The organism is Georgenia satyanarayanai, assembly GCF_900116375.1.
Classification (GTDB): domain Bacteria; phylum Actinomycetota; class Actinomycetes; order Actinomycetales; family Actinomycetaceae; genus Oceanitalea; species Oceanitalea nanhaiensis.
In genome coordinates, this window is record NZ_UETB01000007.1 from 25740 (window position 1) to 50169 (window position 24430).

The following is a 24430-nucleotide window of genomic DNA, read 5'->3' on the forward strand; positions in this document are numbered from 1 at the left end:
CCCCGGCGCCGGTCCTGCGTCAGTACGGCCGCGCGTCCACGAACTCCTGCGTGATGGTCTGGTCGAAGGCGCTCTCCTCGACGAAGGTCTGCTCGGGCACCGTCTCGCCGGCGTGCACCTGGTTGATGAGCTCGGCGAGCTGGTCACCGAACACCGGGTTGCACTCGACGACGTAGTTGAACTTCCCGTCGACGAGGGCCTGGAGGCCGTCCTTGACGGCGTCCACGGTGACGATCGTGATGTCCTCGCCGGGCGTCATCCCCGCCGCCTCGATGGCCTCGATGGCGCCCAGCCCCATGTCGTCGTTGTGGGAGAAGATGAGGTCCATGTCCGGGTAGGCCTGCAGCGCGGCCTCGACGGCCGTGCGCCCCTCGGCCCGGGTGAAGTTGCCGCTCGCCTCGCCGATGACCTGGTCACCGACGACCTCGCGGAAGCCCTCCTGGCGGTCGACCTGCGCGCCGGAGCCCATCGTGCCCTGGAGCTCGAAGATCTGGGCGTCCGGGTGGTTCTCGGCCACCCACTCCCCCGCGGTGACGCCCTCGGCGCGGAAGTCCGAGCCGATCCACGTGACGAACGGGTCCTCGACCGTGGTCTCCACGGTGCGGTCCACGAGGACGACGGGGATGCCCGCGTCCTTGATCTCCTGGAGCACCTGGTCCCAGCCGGTCTCGATGACCGGCGAGAAGGCGATGACGTCCATGTCCTGCGAGACGAAGTCGCGCAGGGCCCGGATCTGGTTCTCCTGACGCTGCTGCGCATCGACGAAGGTGAGGTCGATGCCGTTCTCCTCGCTCAGGCTCTCCTGGACCGACTCGGTGTTGGCCGTGCGCCACCCGCTCTCGGCTCCCAGCTGGGAGAAGCCGACGCGGATGAGCTCGTCACCCCCGCCCCCGCCCGCGGTCGCACCGTCGTCGCCGCCGTCGCCGTTCCCTCCACCACAGCCGGCCAGGGCCAGCATCGCGGCCGTTGCCAGTGCCGCCGTCGCCCGCAGGCGTGCGCCTCTGCTACTGAACATGTCTCCTCCTCGAGAGCATCGACTTCGATGCCTGTCGCACTCCGTGTGCGTGTCAGTGTGTTAGCGCTCTCATTGTGGGCGCTAACATGTGGTCGGTCAAGGGGTTCGGTGAAGGTCGACGGTCGAGGCGGACCGGCCTGCCGGCACCCCACCCGGACGTGAGCAGTCGCTGCCGACACCGCTCTGACCTGCAGGGGTAACAATGAACGCACCACTGACGCCACGACGTTCCCCCGTGATGGCGGACGTCGCCGCGCGCGCCGGGGTGTCCCACCAGACGGTCTCCCGGGTGCTCAACTCCCCCGCGCTGGTGCGGCCGGCCACCCGCGACCGGGTGCGCCGCGCGATCGCCGACCTCGGCTACCGGCGCAACCTGTCCGCGCGTGCCCTGGCGACGAACCGGAGCCAGCTCATCGGCGTGGTCACGCCGGGGGTGACGCTCTTCGGCCCGAGCCACGCGACGACGGCGATCCAGCACGCCGCCCGCGCCGCCGGGTACGCGAGCGTGACCGCCGCGATCGAGGACGCGACGGCGAGCCCGCACGAGGTCCTCGAGTTCTTCCTCGACCTGCGCGTCGACGGGATCGTCGTCGTGGCGCCCACCGTGGCGACCGCCGAGGCGGCCCACGGGCTGGCCGTCTCGCTGCCCGTCGTCGTCATCTCCGCCGACCAGCCCGCTCCCGGGCCCCTGCACCTGGTGACGATCGACCACCGACAGGGAGCGCGCGACGCGACCGCCCACCTCGTGGGGCTCGGGCACCGGCACGTCGCGCACGTCGCCGGGCCGGCCGACTGGTTCGAGGCCCGGGCGCGCGTGGAGGGGTGGCGCTCCCAGCTCCGCGACGCCGGTCTGCGCGTCCCCGACGTCGTCGAGGGAGGCTGGGACGCGGGCCAGGGGTACGCCGCCGGGCAGCGGCTCCTCGCGCAGGCCGATGTCCCGACGGCGGTCTTCGCCGCGAACGACCACCTGGCCCTCGGCCTCCTGCGCGCCTTCGACGACGCCGGCCTGCGCGTGCCCGACGACGTCGCCGTCGTCGGGTACGACGACGTCCCCGGCTCGGCCTTCTACGGACCGCCCCTGACGACGGTGCGCCAGCCCTTCGACGAGGTCGGGACCCAGGCGATCGACACGCTCGTGGCGGTCCTCGCGGGCGCGACCCCGGCCCCGTCGTCGAGCAGGCCGGAGCTGGTGGTCCGGGCGTCCTCGGGGCCCCACGTCCCGCGGTGAGCGCCCGGTTCCCGCGCGAGAGGGGCCGGCCCGGGCGGGCCGGCCCCTCTCTCGTGCGGTCTCGCTACAGGCCCTGGGCCAGGCGGTAGTAGGCGAGGTTGAGGCGCAGCTCGTCACGGAAGGCCCGCGCCGAGGTGTCCTCGTCGATGACGGCGAGCTCGATGCCGGCGATGGTGGCGAGGTCGTCGAAGGCCTCGATGCCCAGCGCCGTCGACATCACGGTGTGGTGGGCTCCCCCGGCGGTGAGCCAGCACTCCGCGGAGGTGGCGAAGTCGGGGCGCGGCTCCCACACGGCGCAGGCGACGGGCAGGTGGGGCAGCTCCTCGTCCGGCTCGACGACGTCGACGACGTTCGCGGTGAGGCGGAAGCGCTCGCGCAGGTCGGCGAGGGAGACGAGGACGGCCGGGCCGGGGTCCGCGGTGAACTTGAGGCGGACCGGGTCCTCGCGGTCACCGATGCCGAGCGGGTGGATCTCCAGGGACGCCCGCTCCTCGGTGAGGGTCGGGCAGATCTCGAGCATGTGGGCGCCGAGGATCTTCTCCCGCCCCGGGGTCAGCTCGTAGGTGTAGTCCTCCATGAGCGAGGCGCCGCCGGGCAGTCCGTAGCCCATGACCTTGGCCACGCGCACGAGGATCGCCGTCTTCCAGTCGCCCTCGGCGCCGAAGCCGTAGCCGTCGGCCATGAGGCGCTGGACGGCCAGGCCGGGCAGCTGGCGCAGCCCGCCGAGGTCCTGGAAGTTGGTGGTGAAGGCGGTGAAGCCGCCACCCTCGAGAAAGGCGCGCAGCGCGAGCTCCTGGCGCGCGCCGTAGCGCAGCGACTCGCGGCGCTCCCCGCCGGCCCTGAGCTCGGGCACGACGTCGTACAGCTCGTCGTACTCGGCGACGAGCGCGTCGATCGCGGACTCCTCCACGGCCTCGACCCGCTCGACGAGGTCGTTGACGCCCCAGGTGTTGATCGAGACGCCGAGCGCGATCTCCGCCTCGGTCTTGTCCCCCTCGGTGACGGCGACGTCGCGCATGTTGTCGCCGAAGCGGGCCACGCGCATGTGCTGCAGCGCGTCCCAGCCGGCGGCCGCACGGGCCCAGGTGGCGATCTTGTCGCGCACCGGCTCGTGGCTGGCGTGCCCGACGACGGTCTTGCGCGCCACACCCATCCGGGTGGCGAGGTAGGCGAACTCCCGGTCGCCGTGCGCCGCCTGGTTGAGGTTCATGAAGTCCATGTCGATCGTGGACCACGGCAGCGCGAGGTTGGCCTGGGTGTGGAGGTGGAGGATCGGCTTGTCCAGCGCGTCGAGGCCGAGGATCCACATCTTCGCCGGGGAGAAGGTGTGCATCCACACGATGACGCCGAGGCAGCTGGGGTCCGCGTTCGCCGCGCGCGCGGTCTCCCGGATGGCGTCCCGGTCCTTCATCGTGCCCTTGAGCACGATCCGCACGGGGATCTGCGCGGCCTCGTCGAGCGTGGCGACGATCTGCGCCGACTGCTCGGCCACCTGGGCCAGCGTGTCCTCGCCGTAGAGGTCCTGGCTCCCGGTGAGGAACCAGATCTCCTTGCCCTCGAAGGGGTTGTCCATGTTCAGCTCTCCTGCTCGTCGTCGTCGGCGTGCTGGCCGTAGACGTTCTGGTAACGGTCGTAGAGGCGGTCGATGTCGGCCTGGTCCATCGGGATCGGGGTGCCGAGCTGGCGGGCCAGGAACGTCGTCCGGGCCACCTCCTCGACCATGACGGCAGCCTTGACGGCGGCGCGGGCGTCCTTGCCGATGGTGAAGGGCCCGTGGTTCTGCATGAGCACCGCCGGGGAGCGCGAGTCGCGCAGCGTCTCGACGATGCCGCGGCCGATGGAGTCGTCACCGATGAGCGCGAAGGGGCCGATCGGGACCGGGCCGCCGAACTCGTCGGCCATCATCGTCAGCGTGCACGGCACCGGCTCGCCCACCGCCGCCCACGCCGTGGCGTAGGGCGAGTGGGTGTGGACGACGCCGCCCACCTCGGGCATGTGCCGGTAGACGTAGGCGTGCGCGGCGGTGTCGGACGAGGGCTGCAGGTGGGCCGCGGTGCCGTCGTTGATCTTCGTGCCGTCCAGCTCGCACACGACCATGACGTCCGGGGCGAGCTCGTCGTAGGAGACGCCGGACGGCTTGATGACGAACAGGTCGGTGCCCGGCACGCGCTGGGAGACGTTGCCGGCGGTCCACACGACCAGCCCGTTGCGCGGCAGCTCGGCATGGAGGGAGGCGACGATGCCGCGCGTGTTGGCCACCGCCTCCTGCTGCTCGGCCGTGAGGTCGGTCAGCGCTCTCATCGCGCGCCCTCCCTCGTGCCGGTGACGGAGGTGGTTGTGCTGGGAGTCATGCGTGTCCTCACGTTTCGTCGTCATCGACCCATCGCCGACGATGTTACCGCTCACATCACGATTTGCCGAGTACGCACATCCGGTCACTGCGGACGCCCGGGAATGCGCGTCCCTACGACCGGATGTGCGTACTCGGCGTGGGGTGGGTGGGTGGGGGGGTGGGGGGGGTCAGGCTTCGGGGATCCAGACGCGCATGGTCGAGGGGCCGCGGTTGCCCCAGCGGTGGTAGGGCACGAGCGGGACCAGTCCAGCGTCCCTGACCGTGTCCGGGTGCGTCGGCTCGGTCACGAACGGCCAGTCGCGCTCGGCTGCGGCCGCGGTGCGGACCCGCACGAGCACCTGGCCGTCGCGCTCCACCGGGGCCGACCCGACCTCGACGGCGGCGAGGTTGACGTCCTCGCCCAGGTCGGTGGACTCCAGGGCCATGACGAGCGGGCCCCGCTCGACGGCCACCTGGCCGCGCACGGCGTCCACGCGCGGGTCGGCCCACGTCCACCGGGCCCGCACGGGCAGGTCGAGCTCGACGACGTCGCCGGCCCGGAAGGCGCGGCGCACCTCGGCGTAGCCGGGCATGACCGTCGTCTCGGCCCCGTCGACGCGGAGCACCGCGCCGTCGGTGGCCCAGCCGGGGACACGCACGCGCAGCGTCCAGGGGCGGGTGGCGTCCTCGCGGACGGTGACGCGCACCCGGCCGTCGTGCGGGTAGTCCGTCGCGACGTCCAGGGCCACCGGGCAGCCGTCGGGCAGCGTGGTGCGGACCTCGCTGGTGGCGAGCTGCTGGAGCTGGACGCCCTCGTCGTCGGCCGTCGCCACGTACGTGCCGAAGGAGGCGACGGTCCGGGCCACGTTCGTGGGGCAGCACGAGACGGCGAACCAGGGCGCCCGCAGGCTCGAGGCGGCACGCGGGGCCACCTCGTCGGCGGCCGCCGTGGTGCCCGGCTCCCGCTGGTGGAGCGTGTTCGTGTAGAAGAAGCCGTGCCCGTCCTCCGACGGCGAGGTGGCGACGACGTTGAGCAGCACCCGCTCGACGAGGTCGGCGTGGGCGGGGTCACCGGTGGCGAGGAGCAGCCGCTCGCCCACCATCGCGGCGCCGACGCCGGCGCAGGTCTCGGAGTAGGCGCGGTCCGAGGGGAGCTCGAAGTCGTCACCGAAGGCCTCGCCCTCGTGGTGGGCCCCCATGCCGCCGGTGAGGTAGGTGCGGCGGGCGACGGTGCGGCTCATCTGGCGCGTGACGGCCCCGAGCAGCTCCTCGTCACCGGTCTCCACGGCGACGTCGATCGCGCCGGCGGCGAGGTACAGCGCTCGCACGGCGTGCCCGCGGAGCACCTCGGCCTCGCGGACGGGGACGTCCTCCTGGAAGTACTCCGGGCCGAACCAGATCTCCCCGAGGCGCCCGTGGCCGCGGCGCTCGACGAACAGGCGCGCCTGGTCGAGGTACCTGCGCTCCCCCGTGTAGCGGGCGAGCTCGGCCAGGGCCGGCTCGATCTCGGGGTGTCCGCAGATCGTGTCGAGCCCGTCGGGGCCGAAGGTCTCGCACACGTGGTCGGCGGCGCGGATCGCGATCTCGACGAATCGGTCGCGTCCGTGCGTGCGGCCGCGGGCGACACCGGCCTGGATGAGGTGTCCGAAGCAGTAGAGCTCGTGGCCCCACTCCATGTCGCTGTAGCGCGGCTGCTGGCCGGGGCGGCCGAAGTGGGTGTTGAGGTAGCCGTCCTCCTCCTGGACCGGCTCGATGCGGTCGACGAGAGCCTCGAAGCGGGCCTCGAGCTCGGCGTCGCCGGTACGCCCGATCTCCCAGGCCATCGCCTCCATGAGCTTGTACACGTCGGAGTCGGCGAACTCCCGGCCCTGGCGGTCGGCGGGCAGGCGGCCCTCGACGGCCGCGTCGAAGTTCCCGATCCACCCGACGCGCTCCATCCAGTCCTCGGCGTGGCGGATCATCACGGTGGCGTTCCGCTGCTGGAAGTCGCTCCAGAACCCGCCGGTGACGCGGACCTCGTGGAGGTCGAGCGGTCGCAGGGCGCCGGTCGAGGGCGAGACGGGCAGCGCGCGGGCCTGCGTGTCGTGGCCTGTGGGCATGGCGGTACCAACTCCTTGTGAGAGGGCGTGCGAGGGGTGGGCTACTTGACGGCGCCGACGGTCAGGCCGTCGCGGAGAAGTCGGTAGCTGAGGGCGTAGACGACGAGGATCGGCAGGGACGTGAGGACGGCCAGGGCCATGAGGCCGGGCCAGTCGATCCCGAAGGCGCCGACCTGCTGGGCGACGAGCGCGCTCAGCGGGTAGGTGCCCGGGGAGAGGAAGAGGTTGACCGCGTAGAGGAACTCACCCCACGCGAGCATGAAGACGAGCGTCCCGGTGGTGGCGACACCGTTGCGGGCGACGGGCAGCACGATCCGCCCGAAGGTGCGGAGGAGGTTCGCCCCGTCCAGCGAGGCTGCCTCCTCCAGCGACATCGGCACGGCCCGGAAGAACGGCCGCATGAGCATGACCGCGAAGGGCGTGAGGAGCGCGGTGTCGGCGACGATGACGCCGAGCGTGCTGTCGAGCAGGCCCCAGCTCCCGAACACCTGGAACAGCGGGATGACGTTGGCCGTCTGCGGGAGCATCTGCAGGACGATGAGCAGCGCGAGGCCGACGGAGGTGATGAGACCGCTGGTGCGGGCCAGTGCGTACGCGGCGGGGATGCCGATGAGGAGGACGAGCGCCGTCGTCCCGACCGCGATGACGACCGACTGGCGCAGCGCGACGAACAGGTCGGGGCCCAGCACCCCCACGTACGCCTCGGTGACGGGGCGGAACAGGAGGGTGGCGTCGCTGCTGAAGACGTCCCCGCTGGACTTGAAGGACGTGAGGACGATCCACAGGAGCGGGACGCCGTACAGGAGTGCCAGGACGATCTTGATGCCGGTGGTGACCGGCCCTGCCTTCATGCTCATGACTCGCTCTCCTCCCGGCGGATGCTGCGGACGTAGACGAGGGCCAGGACGACGACGAGGAGCACGGTGATGACCGACGTCGCCGATCCCAGGCCGAAGTCGTAGCGACCGAAGGCCTGGAGGTAGCCCAGGAAGGGCAGGGTGGTCGTCGCCGAGCCCGGCCCGCCGTAGGTCATGACGTAGATGTAGTCGAAGCTGCGGAAGCCGAAGACGATGGTGAGGACGAGCAGCACCATGGCGGTGGGACGGGCGGCGGGGATCATGATGTGGCGGATCTCCTGCCACCTGTTCGCGCCGTCGAGCGAGGCGGCCTCGAAGACCTCCGGGGAGATGTTCATGAGCGCGGCCCGGAAGACGAGGGCGTTGAACGGGATGACGGCCCAGGCGTTGACGAAGGCGACCGCCCACAGCGCCCACTGCGGGTCGTAGAGGAAGGGCAGCGCCGTCTCCGTGAGCCCGAGTGCGCGGGCGGCCATGTTGAGGAGGCCCGCGTCGGCGAGGAGGAACTTCCACACGCTGCCGTTGACGACGGGCGGCAGCGCCCAGACGAACACCATGACGGCGAGGACCGCTGCGGACCACCAGCCGGTGGTCCGCAGCGCGATGGCCGCCGCGAGCCCGCCGACCATGCCGACGACCGTGACGAAGAGGACGAAGACGAGCGTGCGCAGCAGGGCGCCTGTCGTCTCGCCGGACTCGAAGCCGGCGCGGAAGTTCTCCAGGCCGCTGAACACCCAGTCGGTGTTGAGCGTCGCCGACGTGACGTCGCTCAGGCTCATCGACACGAGCGTGTACAGCGGGTAGATCGAGAACAGGGCGAAGAAGACCGCCGCTGGGACGAGGAAGGCGTACCGCGTGTTCCGCACCCGCGCGGGCCGCGCGGAGGTACGGCCACGACGGCGGGGAGGCGCCGGTACCGGGGTGATCGTCATGTCAGTCCATGCCTCTCACGTGTTGTTGTCGACATCAGCGCCTCCCCCTCGGTCAGTTGATGAGGCCCTGGAGCTGGCCGACGACCTGCGCCGCAGCCGCCTCGGGGTCGGTCTGCCCGGCGAGCGCCGCGCTCCACGCCTGGCCCACGGCGGCCTGGACGTCGGCGACGGCCTCCGGCGGGATGACCGACGCCGGGTAGTTTGTGCCGCGCTCGTTGAGGGTCTGGGCGAAGGGCTGGAGCAGCTCGTCGGCGGTCACGCTCTCCTCCTGGGAGGCGTCGGCGCGCGAGGGGATGGACCCGACGTTCTCCTGGGCGAGGAGCTGGCCGTCGTAGTCGAGGTAGGTCGACCGGAGGTACTCCCAGGCGAGGTCGGGGTTCTGGGCGTTGGCGCCGATGGCCTGGCCCTCACCGCCGAGGTACACCTGGCCGCTCTCGTCCAGGGGCAGCGGGACGACGCCGTACTCGAAGTCGGCGTCCGCCGCGGCGGCGCCCATCTGCCAGTTGCCGTTCTCCGCGAAGGCGACGCCACCGGCGGTGAACTGCTGGAAGGGGACGGTCTGGTCCCAGGTGACGGCCTCCTGGGAGAGGTAGCCCTCGTCGATCCAGCCGCGCACGCGGCCGAAGCCCTCGGCGAGGGCGGCCTCGTCGAGGTTCTCGTAGTCGAACCCGGCGCTGCTCAGCCAGGGGTAGGCCTGCCACTCGCCCTGGGACTGGGGCAGGGCGGACAGGGTGATGCCGCGGTGGCCGGCCTCGACGGCGGCGGCCATGGCGGACTCGAGCTCCTCCATCGTCGTGGGCGGCTCGACGCCGATCTCCTCGAGGATGTCGGCGTTGTACCAGAGGCCGAGGAGGTTGACGTAGCCCTGGACGGCATAGGTGGACCCGTCCATGCCGTGGAGGACGGCGTCGGGGAACTGGTCGGCGTCCTCGAAGTCGGCCCAGTGGTCGTCGAGCGGGGCGAGCGCGCCGGCCATCGCCAGGGTGCTCCACTCCGCGCCGTTGAAGACGATGACGTCGGGGCCCTGCCCGGCGCCGGCGGCGGAGACCACCTTGGAGTTCATCTGGTCGTAGGGCTGGAACACGTTGTTGACGGTGACGCCCTCGTGCTCCGCGGAGAACTTCTCCGCGTACGCGTCCATCAGCGCGACCTGGTTGTCCTCGCTGAAGTAGTGCCACACGGTGAGCTCGTTGGAGTCACCACCGGTGGCGGCGTCGTCGGCGTCGCCCCCTCCGCCGCACGCGGCCAGGGTCAGTGCCAGGACCGCGGTGGCCCCCACCATCGCGCGCCTCGTGAACTGGGTCGTCATTGCACCCTCTCCTCCTCCGGGCGGACCCGGATCCCATGTGGGGTCGGTACGGAAACGTACCGAAATGGTTTTCGGATGCACCGTAGCACGGCACCTGGGTCAGATTTCAAGGCTAGGATGACGACGGTTTCATCCGTGAGGAGGCGATATGGACGACGGGGACGGGACCCGCTCCCGCAAGGTGACGCTCAAGGACGTCGCCCAGCTGGCCGGGGTCTCGGTGGCGACCGCGTCCAAGGCGCTCAACGGCCGGGCGAACGTCCATCCCGACACCCGACGGCGGGTGGTCGAGACGGCCGAGCGGCTCGCGTTCACGCCGAACACGCTGGCGCAGAACCTGCTCAGCGGGCAGAGCGGCACCGTGGGCCTGGTGACGAACGACCTCGAGGGCCGCTTCTCCATCCCCATCCTCATGGGGGCCGAGGACGCCTTCGGTGCCGGGAAGACCTCGATCTTCCTGTGCGACGCCCGCGAGGACCCGATCCGGGAGTCCTACCACCTCCAGGCCCTCCTCGGGCGCCGGGTGGACGGACTCATCATCGTCGGCAGCCGGACCGACCCACGGCCGCCCGTGCCGGACGTGCCGGTCCCCGTCGTCTACGTCTACGCCCCCTCGGAGAACCCCGCGGACCTCTCCTTCGTCCCGGACAACGTCGGCGCCGGGCGGCAGGCGGCCGAGCACCTCATCACGCTGGGGCGCCGGCGCATCGCCCACATCGCCGGTGACCCCACCTACGCCGCGGCGCGGGACCGTGTCCAGGGCGTCGACGAGGCGATGGCCGCCGCGGGCCTCGAGCTCGTCGACGGGCACGCGGCCCACGGGACCTGGTCGGAGTCGTGGGGACGGGCCGCCACCCGCACGGTGCTGGACCGCTCCCCCGACGTCGACGCGATCGTCTGCGGCAGCGACCAGATCGCCCGCGGCGTGCTCGACACGCTGCGCGACCTCGGCCGGGACGTGCCGCGCGACGTCTCCGTCGTGAGCTTCGACAACTGGGAGATCCTCGCGACCGGCGCGCGCCCCCAGCTCACCAGCGTCGACATGAGCTTCGAGCGGCTCGGCCGTCGCGCGGCGCAGGCGATCTTCGACGCGATGGACGGCAAGACGGCGTCCGGCGTCCACACCGAGCCGTGCCGGCTCGTCGTCCGCGGCTCCTCCCTCGAGGGAGCCTGACACCCCTGACACACCATCGCACCGACGCGGTGGCCGCAGACGGCACAATGTGCCGAGAACCGATAGGAGAAGCCCAGTGGACAACGTCGTGCCAGGGAAGGCCAGACGCATGCCGGTGATGGCGGACGTCGCCGCGCGTGCGGGCGTCTCACACCAGACCGTCTCGCGGGTGCTCAACGCTCCCGACCTCGTGCGGCCCACCACCCGCCAGCGGGTGGAGGAGGCGATCGAGGCGCTCGGCTACCGCCGCAACATGTCGGCGCGCGCGCTGGCCACCAGCCGCTCCCACCTCATCGGCGTCGTCACCCCGGCGGTGACCCTCTTCGGCCCCAGCCACACGAGCCTCGCCATCCAGGAGGCGGCGCTCGACTTCGGCTACGCGACGATCAGCGCGGCCACGGAGACGGCGCGGACCAGCCCCACCGACGTGCTCGACTTCTTCCTCACCCTCGGCGTGGACGGCATCATCGTCGTCGCGCCGACGATGCAGACGGCGGTCGAGGCGCAGCGGCTCGCCGGGACGCTGCCCGTGGTCGCCATCGCCACCGACATGCCCGAGCCCGGGCCGCTGCACGTCGTGGCCATCGACAACGAGCAGGGCGCGCGGGACGCGACGGCGCACCTCGTCGGCCTGGGGCACGAGCGCATCGCGCACATCGCCGGCCCGGACGAGTGGTTCGACGCGCGGGCGCGCGTGGTGGGCTGGCAGGCCGAGCTCGCCGAGGCGGGCCTCGCCGTGCCCGAGCCGGTGCGCGGCGGCTGGGAGGGCGCCGACGGCTACGCCGGTGCCCAGCAGCTGCTCGCCCAGCGTGAGCTGCCGACCGCCGTCTTCGCGGCCAACGACTACATGGCCCTCGGTGCGATGCGCGCCTTCCACCAGGCGGGGCTGCGGATCCCCGAGGACATCGCCGTCGTCGGCTACGACGACGTCGCGGGCTGCGAGTTCTACGAGCCGCCGCTGACCACGGTGCGCCAGCCCTTCGAGGCGCTCGGCCGGCACGCCATCGACACCCTCTTCGCGGCCCTCGACGGACGCCGCGGGGACCCCGAGCCCAACCGGCCCGAGCTCGTGGTGCGCGAGTCCTGCGGTGCCCAGCGCGGAGCACCGGTCGGCTGACCCGGGCCGCCGACAGGTGGACGCCCCCACCGGGCCTCGAGCGGGCGCTGCGCCTGCGTCACCACTGGCTCCTCGACCGACCGCTCCTACGATCGGGGCACGAACGCTACCGAGGGAGCCCGCATGTCCGTCGTCAAGATCAACGCCATCTCCGTGCCCGAGGGCGCCGGCCCCGAGCTCGAGGCCCGGTTCTCCGCCCGCAAGCACGCCGTCGACTCCGCCCCCGGCTTCGAGGGCTTCCAGCTGCTGCGCCCGGTGGCCGGCGAGGAGCGCTACTTCGTCGTGACGACGTGGGCGAGCCAGGCCGACTTCGAGGCGTGGCGCGACTCCCAGGAGTTCTCCCACGGCCACGGCGGGAGCGGCCGCCCGGTGGCCAGCGGCGCCGAGCTCCTCGAGTTCGAGGTCGTCGACCTGACCTGACGACGACGGCGCCGTACCCGTTGACAGGACCGGGCAACGACTCCTACCTTATCGATTGTCGCTATTATCGAGAATCGTAAAGGTGGCCCTCCTTGGACACGATCACCACACCCCCCGGCGTCCGCGGCCCCGCGGACGCGTCCGGCCGCGCAGGCCTGTGGATCGTGGGCGTGGGAGCGGCACTGGTCGCGCTGACACACGTCGTGGGCACGGTCCTCGGCGCCCGGCACACCCTCGGGGACGACCCGCTGGAGGTGGAGGGCATCCCCGTGAGCGACGCGTCGGCGCCCGCCTTCACCGAGCACCTCCCCGCGATCAGCGAGGCGCGGTACGGCGCCCTGACCGCCGTCGTCGAGGGCGTGCCGGCGGGGACGAGGTGGCTGCTCTGGGCGGGGGACGCGGTGGGCTCGCTGGCGGTCGTCGGGATCTGCCTGGTCCTGGTGCAGCTCTGCGTCCGCATCGCACGCCAGCGGCCGTTCGGCCGCTCGCTGACCGTCGCGCTGGTCGCCACCGCGGTCCTCGTCACGGCCGGCGGCGTGCTGCCCCAGCTGCTCGCCCTGGCGGGCAGGACGCAGGTCGTCGAGCACCTCGGGGTGGCCACCATGGCCGCCGAGACGGGGGTACGCCTCACCGTCTCCTCCGAGCTCAGCCTGGCCTCCATCGGTGTCGGACTGGCGCTGTGCGTCGTCGCCGTCGCATTCGCGCTCGGCGAGCGCATGCAGCGCGACACCGCGGGACTGGTCTGACGGCGGCACCGATGACATCACGTGAGGAGCACTCGATGAATGCTGCGACACCGCCCGTGGGCGAGCGGCCCGTCATGTCGCGCGGGGACCGCGTCGCCCTGGGGGCGACGGCCGCCGTGGCCGCGCTGGTGGCCGTGGGTGCCGCCGTCGGTGGTGTGATGTCCGTGGTCCAGGCGCTGCGGGACGATCCGCTGACCCTCCACGGGTTCCCGCTCGTCAACGCCCGTACGCCCGAGTTCACCGAGCCCTTCGGACAGGTGAGCGAGGCCTGGTACGAGTCCGCGGCGCTCACCGTCACCGGCCTGCCCACCGCCGCGCGGTGGCCCTTCGCCGCACAGTCCGCCGTGACGGCGCTGGCGGTGGTGGGGGTGAGCCTGGCACTGCTGTGGCTCGCGCTGCGGGTGCTGCGGAACCGCCCCTTCGGACGTTCGATGACGGCGGCGCTGGTGGCGAGCGCCGTCCTCATCATCGTCGGCGGGACGGTGAGCCAGCTGCTCGGCGCCGCGGGGAACGCCGCCGTCGTCGACCATCTCGGCACGGACATCACCGGAGGCGCCGACACGGCCCGGCCCGAGGGGTACGAGGGCCTGATGACCTTTGCCCTCGACCTCAGCCTCGCGCCCGTCGGGGTAGGGCTCGCCCTGGCCGTGGTCGCCCTCGCCTTCCAGATCGGCGCGCGCCTGCAGCGCGACACCGAGGGCCTGGTCTGATGGCGCGGGCCAAGCCCTCCGAGGAGGACTCCGCGCCCACCGGCGTCCACTGCCGCCTCGACGAGCTGCTCGCCGAGCGCGGCATGACGCTCACCCGTCTGAGCGAGCTCGTGGGGATGAGCATCGTCAACCTGTCGGTGCTGAAGAACGACCGCGCCCGCGCGATCCGTTTCTCCACCCTCACCGCGATCTGCCAGGCGTTGGACTGTGAGATCGGCGAGCTCCTCGTGCGCAGCACCCCCTCGGCGCGGGGCTGACGGACCGGTACCACTGGTGACGCCCGCTTTGTCGTGCTATGTCACCCGGATCTTCTCGGCCCTCGCAAAACTTAGGTCATGGCTAGGCAACCCCTTTTTGACTGCCGCCAGGACCCTTGCACACCCGCGATGGGGTGGCGTAAGTTTCGTGAGACAACAAACCGACACGGGGGTCGGCGCGGGCGCACAGGCGGGCTCATCGGAGCTCGGCGGACCTCCCGGGCCGACGGCACGGGCACGGTTACATCCAGGCGTGCCGACGACGCACGCGCACAGGAGGACTCACATGTCATTGCGCACTCGGAAGGCCATGGCGCTCGTCGCCACGTCCGCCCTCATGCTCGGTGCTGCAGCATGCAGCAGCGAGCGGACGACGGACTCCGGTGACGGCGGCGACACGGCTGCCACGGACGGCGGCGGCGAGGCCGGTGGCCTCATCGGCATCGCGATGCCCACGCGCTCCCTCGAGCGGTGGAACAACGACGGCGCGAACCTCGAGGCGGCGCTGCAGGAGATGGGCTACGAGACCTCCCTGCAGTACGCGGACAATGAGGTCGACCAGCAGATCAACCAGATCCAGACGATGCTCAACCAGGACCCCGAGGTCCTCGTCATCGCCGCGATCGACGGCACGGCGCTCACCCCGGTCCTGGAGGCCGCGGAGAACCAGGACGTCGACGTCATCGCCTACGACCGCCTCATCAACGACTCCGGGGCCGTGGACTACTACGCGACCTTCGACAACTACGGCGTGGGCCAGATGCAGGGCGAGTTCATCGTCGAGCAGCTCGGCCTGGAGGACGGCGAGGAGGGCCCCTTCACCCTCGAGCCCTTCGCCGGCTCCCCGGACGACAACAACGCGCGCTTCTTCTTCGCCGGCGCCTGGGACGTGCTCCTGCCCTATGTCGAGAGCGGCCAGCTCGTCGTGCCCTCGGGCAAGGCTCCCGCGAGCGTCGAGGAGTGGACGACGATCGGTATCCAGGGCTGGGAGTCCGACACCGCGCAGTCCGAGATGGAGAACCGTCTCAACTCCTTCTACGCCGGTGGCGAGAAGGTCGACGTCGTGCTCTCCCCCAACGACTCCCTCGCCCTGGGCATCGAGCAGGCCCTGGACGCGGCCGGCTACACGCCCGGTGAGGACTGGCCGATCATCACCGGCCAGGACGCCGACCTCGCCAACGTCAACAACATGCTCGCAGGCATGCAGTCGATGACGGTCTGGAAGGACACCCGCACCCTGGGCTCGCAGGTCGCCACGATGGTCGACCAGATCGTCAAGGGCGAGGAGGTCGAGGTCAACGACACCGAGACCTACGACAACGGCGTGAAGGTCGTCCCGTCCTACCTCCTGCCGCCCGAGGTCGTCACCCCCGAGACGGTCGAGGACAAGCTCGTCGGTTCCGAGTTCTACGACGCGAGCGAGCTCGACCTCTAGGTCGACCCGCTCCACAGTCCACCGACCGCCCGCTCCCGCGCCCCAGGCCGCCGGCCTGGGGCGCGGGTCGCGGAACGGTCGCCTGACCGGCCCCGCGTCTGCGAAGGAACTACGCCATGTCAGCTGAGCACACGATCCTTCAGATGAAGGACATCACCAAGACCTTCCCGGGCGTCAAGGCGCTGGAGAACGTCAACCTCACCGTCCGCCGCGGGGAGGTCCACGCGATCTGCGGGGAGAACGGGGCCGGCAAGTCGACCCTGATGAACATCCTGTCCGGGGTCTACCCCCACGGGTCCTACGACGGCGAGATCGTCTTCGACGGACAGGTCTGCGACTTCCGCTCCATCCGCGACAGCGAGTCGCGCGGCATCGTCATCATCCACCAGGAGCTGGCCCTGAGCCCGTACCTGTCGGTCGCGGAGAACATCTTCCTCGGCAACGAGCAGGCCAAGGGCGGGGTCATCGACTGGAACGCCACGAACGCCGAGGCGGCCAAGCTCATCGCCCGCGTCGGTCTGCGGGCCGACCCGGACGACAAGATCATCGACCTCGGCGTGGGCCGCCAGCAGCTCGTCGAGATCGCCAAGGCCCTGTCCAAGCGCGTCAAGCTGCTCATCCTGGACGAGCCGACGGCGGCGCTCAACGAGGAGGACAGCGAGCACCTGCTCGACCTCATGCGCCACCTGCGCGACCAGGGCATCTCGATGATCATCATCTCCCACAAGCTCAACGAGATCGCCGCGATCGCCGACTCCACGACGATCCTGCGCGACGGCCGGACCATCACGACGATGGACATGCACGGCCCCTCCCCCGCCACCGAGGGCGAGATCATCCGCCACATGGTGGGGCGCGACCTCGAGGACCGCTACCCCGAGCACGTCTCCACCCCCGGGGAGGAGGTCCTGCGGGTCGAGAACTGGACGGTCCACCACCCGAACGACACGCACCGCAAGGTGGTCGACGGCGCGAACCTCGCGATCCGCCGCGGGGAGATCGTCGGGCTGGCCGGCCTCATGGGCGCCGGGCGCACCGAGCTGGGCATGTCCGTCTTCGGCCACTCCTACGGCACGCACATCTCCGGCACGCTCTACAAGGACGGCAAGGAGATCACCGCGCACAGCGTGGGCCAGGCCATCGCGCACGGCCTGGCGTACGCGACGGAGGACCGCAAGAGCCTGGGCCTCAACCTCATCCAGGACATCAAGACCAACGTGACCTCCGCCGGGCTGGGCAAGCTGGCCAAGGGCGGGGTCGTGGACCGTCACGGTGAGGCGAACGTCGCCGAGTCATACCGCAAGGACATGCGGATCAAGACGCCGTCGGTCGAGGCGATCGTCGGTCAGCTCTCCGGGGGCAACCAGCAGAAGGTCGTCCTGTCGAAGTGGATCTACACCGATCCTGACGTCCTCATCCTCGACGAGCCGACCCGCGGTATCGACGTCGGCGCGAAGTTCGAGATCTACCAGATCATCAACGCCCTGGCCGACGCCGGCAAGGGTGTCCTCGTCATCTCCTCCGAGCTGCCCGAGCTGCTCGGCATCTGCGACCGCATCTACGCCATGAGCGCCGGCCGTATCACCGGGGAGCTGCCCCGTGGCGAGGCCAACCAGGAATCTCTCATGCACTACATGACTATGGACAAGGAGGGCGTGTCGCGATGAGCACGCTGACGCAATACATGAGCCGCAACGTCCGGCAGTACGGCATCTGGCTCGCACTCCTCGCGATCATCATCCTCTTCCAGATCCTCACCGACGGGCTGCTCCTGCGACCCAACAACGTCGCGAGCCTCGTCCAGCAGAACGCCTACGTCATGATCCTGGCCATCGGCATGGTCATGGTCATCGTCGCCCGTCACATCGACCTCTCGGTCGGCTCGGTCGTCGCGTTCGTCGGTGGCGTCACGGCGATCATGATGAACAGCTGGGAGGTGCACTGGCTGCTGGCCGTGGTCGTCGCCCTCCTCCTGGGCGCCGTCATCGGGGCCTGGCAGGGCTTCTGGGTCGCCTACGTCGGGATCCCGGCGTTCATCGTCACCCTCGGCGGCATGCTCATCTTCCGCGGACTGGCCATCGTGCTCGTCGGCACCACGGTCGCGGGCCTCCCCCGCCCGTTCAACGCCATCTCCAACGGCTCGGTGCCCAACGTGCTCGGCTTCGTCGCCAACCTCGACGTCGTCACCCTCCTCATCGGCGCCCTCGCGATCGTCGGCCTCGTCCTGTCCCAGATCCGCAACCGGGTCGCGGCCGGCAAGCACGACCTCGTGTCCGAGCCCCGCTCCGCCTTCATCGGCAAGCTCGTGCTCTTCACCGCCGCCATCGGCTACGGCACCTGGATCCTCTCCCGCAGCGCGGGCGGCACCCCGATCGTCCTCATCATCATCGGCGTGCTCATCATCGGCTACACCTTCCTCATGAACCGCACCGTGTTCGGGCGCCACGTCTACGCCGTCGGCGGCAACCTCCACGCCGCCCGCCTCACCGGCATCAACACCAAGCGCGTGGACTTCATGGTCTTCGTCAACATGGGCGTCCTCGCAGCGCTGGCGGGCGTCGTCACCACCTCGCGCGCGGGCGCCGGCGTCGCGTCGGCGGGTGAGATGTTCGAGCTCGACGCGATCGCCGCGGCCTTCATCGGCGGCACCGCCGTCTCCGGCGGTATCGGCAAGGTCTCCGGCGCCATCATCGGTGCGCTCATCATGGGTGTGCTCAACATGGGCCTGTCCATCATGGCCGTCGACCCGGCCTGGCAGCAGACCATCAAGGGCCTCGTCCTCCTGCTCGCCGTCGCGTTCGACCTCCTCAGCAAGCGCCGCACGGGTCGCTGACCCCGCTGCACACGCGAACGCCCCCCGTGCCGTGCGGCGCGGGGGGCGTTCTCGTCGTCTCCCGCCGCGCCACCCCGTTTCGCCGCGCCCCCCCTCCGCGCCGAGCGCTGAGTTGTTCCTGGCACCGCTCCGAAGATCTGGCGGGTGAGGCGCCTCAGCCCCCAAGGAGGGCCGGAACGGCCTGGACCCCGGTGACGACGGCGACGGCGAGCAGCAGCAGCGCGAAGAGCAGGCTGAGCGTCCGCGGGCGGGCGCGGGCGGAGAAGCGCCCGGCGAGGAGGCCGCCGACCATCGACGTCACGGCGAAGGCGACGACGACGGGCCATTCGATCGCCAGGTCCTGCCCCACGCGGCCGACGAGCCCGAACACCGAGTTGACGACGATGACGAGCAGCGAGGTCCCCACGGCGAGGCGCATGTCCACCCGCATGACGAGCAGCAGCGCCGGGACGACGATGAAGCCTCCGCCCACCCCGAAGAAGCCGGTGAGCAGACCGACGACCGAGGCGACGAGGACGGTGAGGACCGCCGTCGCGACCCGACCCGATGATCGGGCGACCGGGCCGCCGTCGTCGGGGCGTCGGCGCTCCGCGAGGGAGCGGCGCAGCATGACGGCGGAGACGACGAGGAGCAGCCCGGCGAGGAGCACCATGAGGAGGTCGGCGTCGACCAGCGCCGCGAGCCGCGCTCCCCCGAGCGCACCGACCACGCCGAGGAGTCCGAAGACGAGACCCCCGCGCCACAGGACGTTGCCGCGCCGCGCGTGCGGCAGGAGAGACACGACGGACGTGGCCCCGACGATGACGAGCGATGCCGTCGCGGCCGCGTGCGGGTCCTGGCCGAGGACGTAGACGAGGATCGGCAGGCTGAGGATGCCACCGCCCGCGCCGAGGGTGCCGACGACGACGCCGACGAGCAGGCCGACGGCCGCGGCGATCGCTGCGCTCATCGTGGCATCCTCGGTCCGGTCACGGCGGCCCGCACCTCTAGACCTTGTTCTTGGCGGCCGCCTTCATCGCACGCTTGGTCTCGCGGACCTCGAGGAGGGTGTCCTCGTCGACGACGTCGGCGATGGAGCGGCGCGCGCCCTCCTCGCCGTAGCTCCCCGCGGCCTCGCGCCACCCGAGGGCATCGAGGCCGCACTGCTTGCCGAGGAGGGCGAGGAAGATCTTCGCCTTCTGCTCCCCGTAGCCGGGCAGCTTCTTGAGGCGGCGCAGGATCTCGGCGCCGTCGGGCTCGCCGTCGGTCCACAGCCGCGAGACGTCGCCGTCGTAGTCCTCGACGACGGCGGCGCTCAGCGCGACGATCCGCTTGGCCATCGACCCGGGGTAGCGGTGCACGGCGGGGGTCTGGCGCATGACCTCGGTGAGCTCGTCCGCGTCCATGGCCGCGAGGCGGGCGGCGTCGAAGCCGCCGAGACGCTCGTGCAGCTTGTGCGGGCCGGCGAAGGCGGTCTCCATCGCGACCTGCTGGTCGAGGAGCATGCCGATGAGCAGGGCCAGCGGGTCGGTGGACAGCAGCTGGTCGGCAGCGTCGTCACCGGTGAGGTGCAGGTGGTGGTCCATGCCCCGATCCTCTCACCGGTGGGCGCCGGTCCGCCGACGTGCGTCCGTCCACACCTCTTGTCACTCGAACATACGTTCGATAGAATGATGGCACGAGGAGGTGGCGCACATGGACCGCGACGGGAGCGAACCCGAGACCGCGGCCGACGGCGCGCAGGCCGCCCCCGTCGAGTCGGGGCGAACGATCCCGGCGCCCGCCGCGCAGCCGGATGCTGCCGCGGCTGGGCCCGAGGTTCCGGTCCCCGGTCCGCCGGCCTCCCACCTGGAAAGCCTGATGCTCAGGTACCCGTCCGATGATCGTCCGGTCCGGATCGACATCTCCCGTCCTTCCGGTGACCCTCAGCAGGCACCGTCCCTCGAGTGGGTGGCGTTCCGCCTGCCCACCTACCAGGAGGGTGAGCCGCAGGGGTGGCCGGGGAGCGTGCTTGCCGAGCTGATCCCGGAGCCCGGCGCACTGGGCGACTTCCTCGAGCACCTGCCCCCGGGCGTTCGGCTGGCGAAGGTCCTCAGCGCGATCGACCCGGCGGACGTGGACGACTTCTCGCTCGTGGAGGTCGTCGCCGCCCACAAGCGCATGGAGGCCTGGTCCGCCGGCCAGGCCGCCCGCGCCGCCGCGGTCCTAGCCGAGCGCGACGCCGTCAACCCCACCTGGCCCGGAGACATCCCCGGGCGCACGCGCGGGGAGTGCGTGGTGGGGCAGGAGCTGTCGATGCGGCTGCGGGTCGCGAAGCAGACGGCCGTGCGGATGGTCGCGTGCGGACGGGCCTTCGGTGGGATGTTCGAGCCCACCGGGGAGCTGCTCGAGCAGGGGCTCATCGACTGGCCACGTGCGCAGGCGATCGTCACCACCCTGCTCGACCTGCCCGCCGAGGTCGCCTTGGCCGCCCAGTGGGACGTCCTCGACAAGGCACCAGGCCGCACGCTGCGCCAGGTCCGCGAGGACCTCGCCAAGGCCGTCATCGCCGTGGACCCCGACTCCGCCGACCACCGCCACATCGCCGCCCGCCAGAAGCGCTGCGTCTACCACCCCCGCCCCCTGCCCGACGGCATGGCGATGCTCTCCGCGCGGCTGCCTGCCGCCGACGCCATCGCCATGGACCTCGCCCTGGACAGCGCTGCCCGCGCAGCCAAGAACGCCGGCGACTCCCGCACCCTGGACCAGCTACGAGCCGACAGCCTCGCCCTCATCGGCCACACCGCCCTCACCCTCGGCCACATCGGCCCAGGCGCCCACCTCCCCTGCCCCTGCGGCTGCCAGGACCGTGCACAGGACGCGGGCCCGCCGCTGGACCCGGCCGCCGAGCCCCAGCAGGACGCCGGTCGGCGACCCGGCGTCGAGCAGGCTCGTGACGCGGACGCGCCGCCGGGTCCCGAAGGACCGAGCACCGCGGACCAGGCGCCGCTGGGCGCCGAGTCGCCGGGCACCGCCGACACACTGCCGCCGAGTGCCGATCCGCCAGACGTCACCGACGCCTCGCCACCGGTCGAGTCACCGCCCGGAACGGCCCCGCCGCTCACCGATGAGCCGGCCCCACTGCCTCTCGCCCCACCGCCCCGCATCGCGGACGGGCCACCCCTGCCCGGCCACCGGCTCCCCGGGTGCACCCTGCCCACCATCCGGGTCGGCATGGTCGGCGGCGGACGAGCCGACATCAACGTCCTCGTCCCCATCAACGTCCTGCAGCCCGAGCCCCGCGATCCCAGCACCACCGCCCTGGACCGCGACCCCGAACCCGTCGCCGAGCTCGACGGCTACGGCCCCATCCCCCCGATCCTCGCCCGCGCCCTGGCCAACGGCGGCACCTGGCGCAGACTCCTCACCGACCCCACCACCGGACAGATCCTCGACGTCGGACGCACCCGCTACCAACCACCCGCCGCCATCGCCGACCACGTCCGCCACCGCGACCGCACCTGCATCCGCCCCAGCTGCACCCACCCCGCCCGCACCGCCCACCTCGACCACATCCACGAGTGGAAGGACGGCGGCACCACCTCAGCCGACAACCTCGGCCCCCAGTGCACCGGCGACCACCGCGCCAAGACCATCGGCGCCTACACCGTCGCCTACACCACCGACCGCACCTACGCCTGGACCACCCCCACCGGCCACGGCTACCTCCGCCACCCCGACGGCACCACCACCACCCTCCCCCGCCACACCACCCAAGCCCTGCGGAAGCTCGTGAAAGAGACCACCCGCAACGGCAGGCCCGTCGCCCCTGCCCTCGTCGACAACATGCTCGCCGCCATCTCCCTCGGTGACGACCCTCTCGCCCACTGGGTGACACCCCACGCGGATCCTCCGTCGGGACGGGACCCGGAGAACGGATCGGAGCCGCCGTGGGCCTCGGAGGAGCCGCCGTTCTAGGAGCGGCCACCGCCCGCGATGAGTTCCGCAGCGGTGACTGGTCGGTAGGAGGCAGTGGGCCGCACCGGCCACCAGCACCGACCCCGACAAGGAGCACACACGATGACCACGACGACCGTCGAGACCCGCACGTTGGACGTTCCCGGCGCGACCCTCACCTACGACGTCCGCGGCCCCCTTCCGACCGCCGACGGCGCTCCCCCGCTCCTCCTCATCGGCCAGCCCATGGACGCTGCCGGCTTCACCACGCTCGCCTCGTTCTTCACCGACCGGACCGTCGTCACCTACGACCCGCGCGGCCTGGGACGCAGCACCCGCAGCGACGCCAGCCTGGTGCAGACCCCCGAGCAGCAGGCCGACGACGTCCACCGGCTCGTCGCGGAGCTGGGCGCGGGACCGGTCGACCTCCTCGGCAGCAGCGGCGGCGCCGTGACCGCGCTGCGCCTCGCGGCCACTTTCCCCGACGACGTGCGCACCGTCGTCGCCCACGAGCCGCCGGCCCTGCCCCTCCTGCCGGACGCCGACCGCGCCTTCGGCGCCTGGGGACGGGTGCAGATGACATACAACGAGCGCGGCTGGGGCTGGGGCATGGCCGCCTTCATCGCCATGACGTCCTGGCAGGGCGAGTTCCCCGAGGGCTTCGGCACCGAGTCCCCCGATCCCGCGATGTTCGGCATGCCGACCGAGGACGACGGCTCGCGGGACGACCCGCTCCTGTCCGACGTCGCGTCGGCGATCGTCCGCTACCAGCCCGACATCGCCGCGCTCCAGGGCTCCTCGGCGCGGATCGTGCCCGCGGCCGGGATCGAGAGCAAGGGGACGATGACGTGGCGCACGAGCGAGTCGCTGGCCGCGCAGCTCGGCGTCGACCTCGCGGTCTTCCCGAGCAACCACGGCGGCTTCATGGGCGGGGAGTACGGCCAGACCGGCGAGCCCGAGGCGTTCGCCGCCACGCTGCGCGAGGTGCTCGCGGGCTGAGCTCCCCGGTTCTCCTCGGGCCGATCCGGGCGGAGGGGGGAGGTCGGAGGACAGGCGGGGAGGTCACCGCGCGCGCGGGGAGGTCACCGCGCGCGGCGACCCGCACCCGGACATGCCGAAGGCCGCCTCCGTGGGAGGCGGCCTTCGGGCACAGGGATGGTGGAGATGGCGGGAATCGAACCCGCGTCCGACGGCGCAGAACCAGAGCTTCTCCGGGTGCAGTCTGCTGCGATTTTCTCGGCCCCAGCTGTCACGCAGACAAGCAGCTGACGGGCTCAGTCACCTGGAAGTCCCCGTAGCCCCGGTGACAAGGACTACGAGCAGTGGCTCTCTAGCTGACGCCAGGAACCGGGTCGAGAGCTAGCCCGGGCTGACGGACTTACGCGGCTCGCTCAGGCGGCGAGGGCGAAGTCGGTGCGCTTGGAATCGGCACCTATTGGTTTGCAGAGGGCGTTATCGAGATAACTCTGCATCCTCGACCCGCTTCCTCTGGCACGACGACCGTCGTCGAAACCGATCATCCCCTGTGGAGTTGTCAATCACCGGCCGGAGCCGGCTGACCCATCATATGTCCCAACCGGCCCCACGTCAGATCTATTCCGGCGGGACCGTGGTCACTTCTTCCGCGAGGTGAGCGCGTCGATGACAAGGCCGAGCCCGATGCCGAGCATCCAGACGTCCTTGGCGATCGCCGTGCCGTCGCTCGTGGGACGGATGCCGTCCTCCTGCGTCATGCCGGGGGTCTTGAGGTACATCCGGACGAGGCCCGCCGAGAACGCCGTCAGGCCCAGCCCCGCCAGCCCGCTCGGCACGAAGGGCAGGAGCAGCGCCGCCCCCAGGGCGGTCTCACCGGTGCTGATGAGCTTGCCGAAGTCCTTCGGGGACATGTCCCCCAGCTGCGGCACCGCGTTCGCCGCCATCGCCTGCAGCCCGGCGGCCGACTCCTCGTCGAGACCCCGCTTGCTCAGGCCGGAGTTGAGGATGAAGGCCCCCGCGGCGAGGCGCGGCGGTACGTGACGGAGCTTGATCGACATGGCAGCTTCCCTTGCTCG

General features: G+C 71.4%; 22 protein-coding genes and 1 other RNA gene. 12 read left to right on the forward strand and 11 right to left on the reverse strand.

The window, feature by feature from the left end:
- Positions 1 to 19: 19 nt before the first annotated feature.
- A complete protein-coding gene (locus tag DSZ44_RS10615; RefSeq protein WP_110852609.1) occupies positions 20 to 1015 on the reverse strand; it encodes an ABC transporter substrate-binding protein in 996 nt (331 codons plus the stop codon).
- Positions 1016 to 1217: 202 nt separating this feature from the next.
- Here DSZ44_RS10615 and DSZ44_RS10620 point away from each other — a divergent pair, with 202 nt between their 5' ends.
- Positions 1218 to 2243: a LacI family DNA-binding transcriptional regulator gene (locus DSZ44_RS10620; RefSeq protein ID WP_258369417.1), complete on the forward strand. Its 1026-nt coding sequence runs from the start codon at positions 1218 to 1220 to the stop codon at positions 2241 to 2243.
- 64 nt (positions 2244 to 2307) lie between these two features.
- On the opposite strand, the gene araA is transcribed toward DSZ44_RS10620, so the two are convergent.
- The 6 genes from araA to DSZ44_RS10650 form a co-directional block, all read right to left on the reverse strand.
- Entirely contained in the window at positions 2308 to 3816 is a 1509-nt protein-coding gene (araA, locus tag DSZ44_RS10625; RefSeq protein WP_110852611.1) for an L-arabinose isomerase, read from the reverse strand.
- Between the two features lie 2 nt (positions 3817 to 3818).
- Positions 3819 to 4544, reverse strand: a complete 726-nt coding sequence (locus tag DSZ44_RS10630; RefSeq protein WP_110852612.1) for an L-ribulose-5-phosphate 4-epimerase — start codon at positions 4542 to 4544, stop codon at positions 3819 to 3821.
- A gap of 219 nt (positions 4545 to 4763) precedes the next feature.
- Positions 4764 to 6674, reverse strand: a complete 1911-nt coding sequence (locus DSZ44_RS10635; RefSeq protein ID WP_110852613.1) for a glycoside hydrolase family 127 protein — start codon at positions 6672 to 6674, stop codon at positions 4764 to 4766.
- Between the two features lie 41 nt (positions 6675 to 6715).
- Positions 6716 to 7531, reverse strand: a complete 816-nt coding sequence (locus tag DSZ44_RS10640; RefSeq protein WP_110852614.1) for a carbohydrate ABC transporter permease — start codon at positions 7529 to 7531, stop codon at positions 6716 to 6718.
- The gene (locus DSZ44_RS10645) at positions 7528 to 8463 is read right to left on the reverse strand and encodes a carbohydrate ABC transporter permease (protein ID WP_110852615.1); all 936 of its coding nucleotides are present in this window, start codon (positions 8461 to 8463) and stop codon (positions 7528 to 7530) included. Before DSZ44_RS10645 ends, DSZ44_RS10640 begins: the two co-directional genes overlap by 4 nt.
- Positions 8464 to 8515: 52 nt before the next feature.
- On the reverse strand, positions 8516 to 9772 hold the full coding sequence (locus tag DSZ44_RS10650; protein WP_110852616.1) for a sugar ABC transporter substrate-binding protein: 1257 nt from the start codon (positions 9770 to 9772) through the stop codon (positions 8516 to 8518).
- Positions 9773 to 9920: 148 nt separating this feature from the next.
- Here DSZ44_RS10650 and DSZ44_RS10655 point away from each other — a divergent pair, with 148 nt between their 5' ends.
- The 9 genes from DSZ44_RS10655 (at position 9921) to mmsB (ending at position 18464) form a co-directional block, all read left to right on the forward strand.
- The gene (locus DSZ44_RS10655; protein WP_110852617.1) at positions 9921 to 10946 is read left to right on the forward strand and encodes a LacI family DNA-binding transcriptional regulator; all 1026 of its coding nucleotides are present in this window, start codon (positions 9921 to 9923) and stop codon (positions 10944 to 10946) included.
- Between the two features lie 109 nt (positions 10947 to 11055).
- Entirely contained in the window at positions 11056 to 12063 is a 1008-nt protein-coding gene (locus DSZ44_RS10660; protein WP_258369418.1) for a LacI family DNA-binding transcriptional regulator, read from the forward strand.
- Positions 12064 to 12186: 123 nt separating this feature from the next.
- The gene (locus DSZ44_RS10665) at positions 12187 to 12483 is read left to right on the forward strand and encodes an antibiotic biosynthesis monooxygenase family protein (RefSeq protein ID WP_110852618.1); all 297 of its coding nucleotides are present in this window, start codon (positions 12187 to 12189) and stop codon (positions 12481 to 12483) included.
- Between the two features lie 92 nt (positions 12484 to 12575).
- On the forward strand, positions 12576 to 13229 hold the full coding sequence (locus DSZ44_RS10670; RefSeq protein WP_110852619.1) for a hypothetical protein: 654 nt from the start codon (positions 12576 to 12578) through the stop codon (positions 13227 to 13229).
- Positions 13230 to 13264: 35 nt separating this feature from the next.
- Positions 13265 to 13939, forward strand: a complete 675-nt coding sequence (locus DSZ44_RS10675) for a hypothetical protein (RefSeq protein WP_146237522.1) — start codon at positions 13265 to 13267, stop codon at positions 13937 to 13939.
- A complete protein-coding gene (locus tag DSZ44_RS10680) occupies positions 13939 to 14196 on the forward strand; it encodes a helix-turn-helix domain-containing protein (protein WP_110852621.1) in 258 nt (85 codons plus the stop codon). The genes DSZ44_RS10675 and DSZ44_RS10680 overlap by 1 nt, the downstream gene beginning before the upstream one ends.
- A 286-nt stretch (positions 14197 to 14482) precedes the next feature.
- Complete coding sequence (gene chvE, locus DSZ44_RS10685) at positions 14483 to 15631, forward strand: multiple monosaccharide ABC transporter substrate-binding protein (protein ID WP_110852622.1); 1149 nt, start codon at positions 14483 to 14485, stop codon at positions 15629 to 15631.
- Positions 15632 to 15747: 116 nt separating this feature from the next.
- The gene (gene mmsA, locus DSZ44_RS10690) at positions 15748 to 17298 is read left to right on the forward strand and encodes a multiple monosaccharide ABC transporter ATP-binding protein (protein ID WP_110852623.1); all 1551 of its coding nucleotides are present in this window, start codon (positions 15748 to 15750) and stop codon (positions 17296 to 17298) included.
- On the forward strand, positions 17295 to 18464 hold the full coding sequence (gene mmsB / locus DSZ44_RS10695; RefSeq protein WP_110852624.1) for a multiple monosaccharide ABC transporter permease: 1170 nt from the start codon (positions 17295 to 17297) through the stop codon (positions 18462 to 18464). The genes mmsA and mmsB overlap by 4 nt, the downstream gene beginning before the upstream one ends.
- A 154-nt stretch (positions 18465 to 18618) precedes the next feature.
- Here the strand turns inward: mmsB and DSZ44_RS10700 are convergent, their stop codons facing one another.
- Together DSZ44_RS10700 and DSZ44_RS10705 are read right to left on the reverse strand one after the other, a co-directional pair.
- Positions 18619 to 19413 (reverse strand): sulfite exporter TauE/SafE family protein, encoded by a 795-nt coding sequence (locus DSZ44_RS10700; protein WP_110852625.1) that lies wholly within the window; start codon positions 19411 to 19413, stop codon positions 18619 to 18621.
- A gap of 37 nt (positions 19414 to 19450) precedes the next feature.
- The gene (locus DSZ44_RS10705; RefSeq protein ID WP_110852626.1) at positions 19451 to 20029 is read right to left on the reverse strand and encodes an HhH-GPD-type base excision DNA repair protein; all 579 of its coding nucleotides are present in this window, start codon (positions 20027 to 20029) and stop codon (positions 19451 to 19453) included.
- A gap of 274 nt (positions 20030 to 20303) precedes the next feature.
- Here DSZ44_RS10705 and DSZ44_RS10710 point away from each other — a divergent pair, with 274 nt between their 5' ends.
- Together DSZ44_RS10710 and DSZ44_RS10715 are read left to right on the forward strand one after the other, a co-directional pair.
- On the forward strand, positions 20304 to 22400 hold the full coding sequence (locus tag DSZ44_RS10710; protein ID WP_146237523.1) for an HNH endonuclease signature motif containing protein: 2097 nt from the start codon (positions 20304 to 20306) through the stop codon (positions 22398 to 22400).
- A 102-nt stretch (positions 22401 to 22502) separates the two neighbouring features.
- Positions 22503 to 23378: an alpha/beta hydrolase gene (locus tag DSZ44_RS10715; RefSeq protein ID WP_110852628.1), complete on the forward strand. Its 876-nt coding sequence runs from the start codon at positions 22503 to 22505 to the stop codon at positions 23376 to 23378.
- Between the two features lie 157 nt (positions 23379 to 23535).
- Here the strand turns inward: DSZ44_RS10715 and ssrA are convergent.
- Both ssrA and DSZ44_RS10725 read right to left on the reverse strand, forming a co-directional pair.
- Positions 23536 to 23903, reverse strand: a transfer-messenger RNA (tmRNA) gene (gene ssrA, locus DSZ44_RS10720).
- Positions 23904 to 23992: 89 nt separating this feature from the next.
- The gene (locus DSZ44_RS10725; RefSeq protein ID WP_110852629.1) at positions 23993 to 24412 is read right to left on the reverse strand and encodes a hypothetical protein; all 420 of its coding nucleotides are present in this window, start codon (positions 24410 to 24412) and stop codon (positions 23993 to 23995) included.
- Positions 24413 to 24430: the final 18 nt, after the last annotated feature.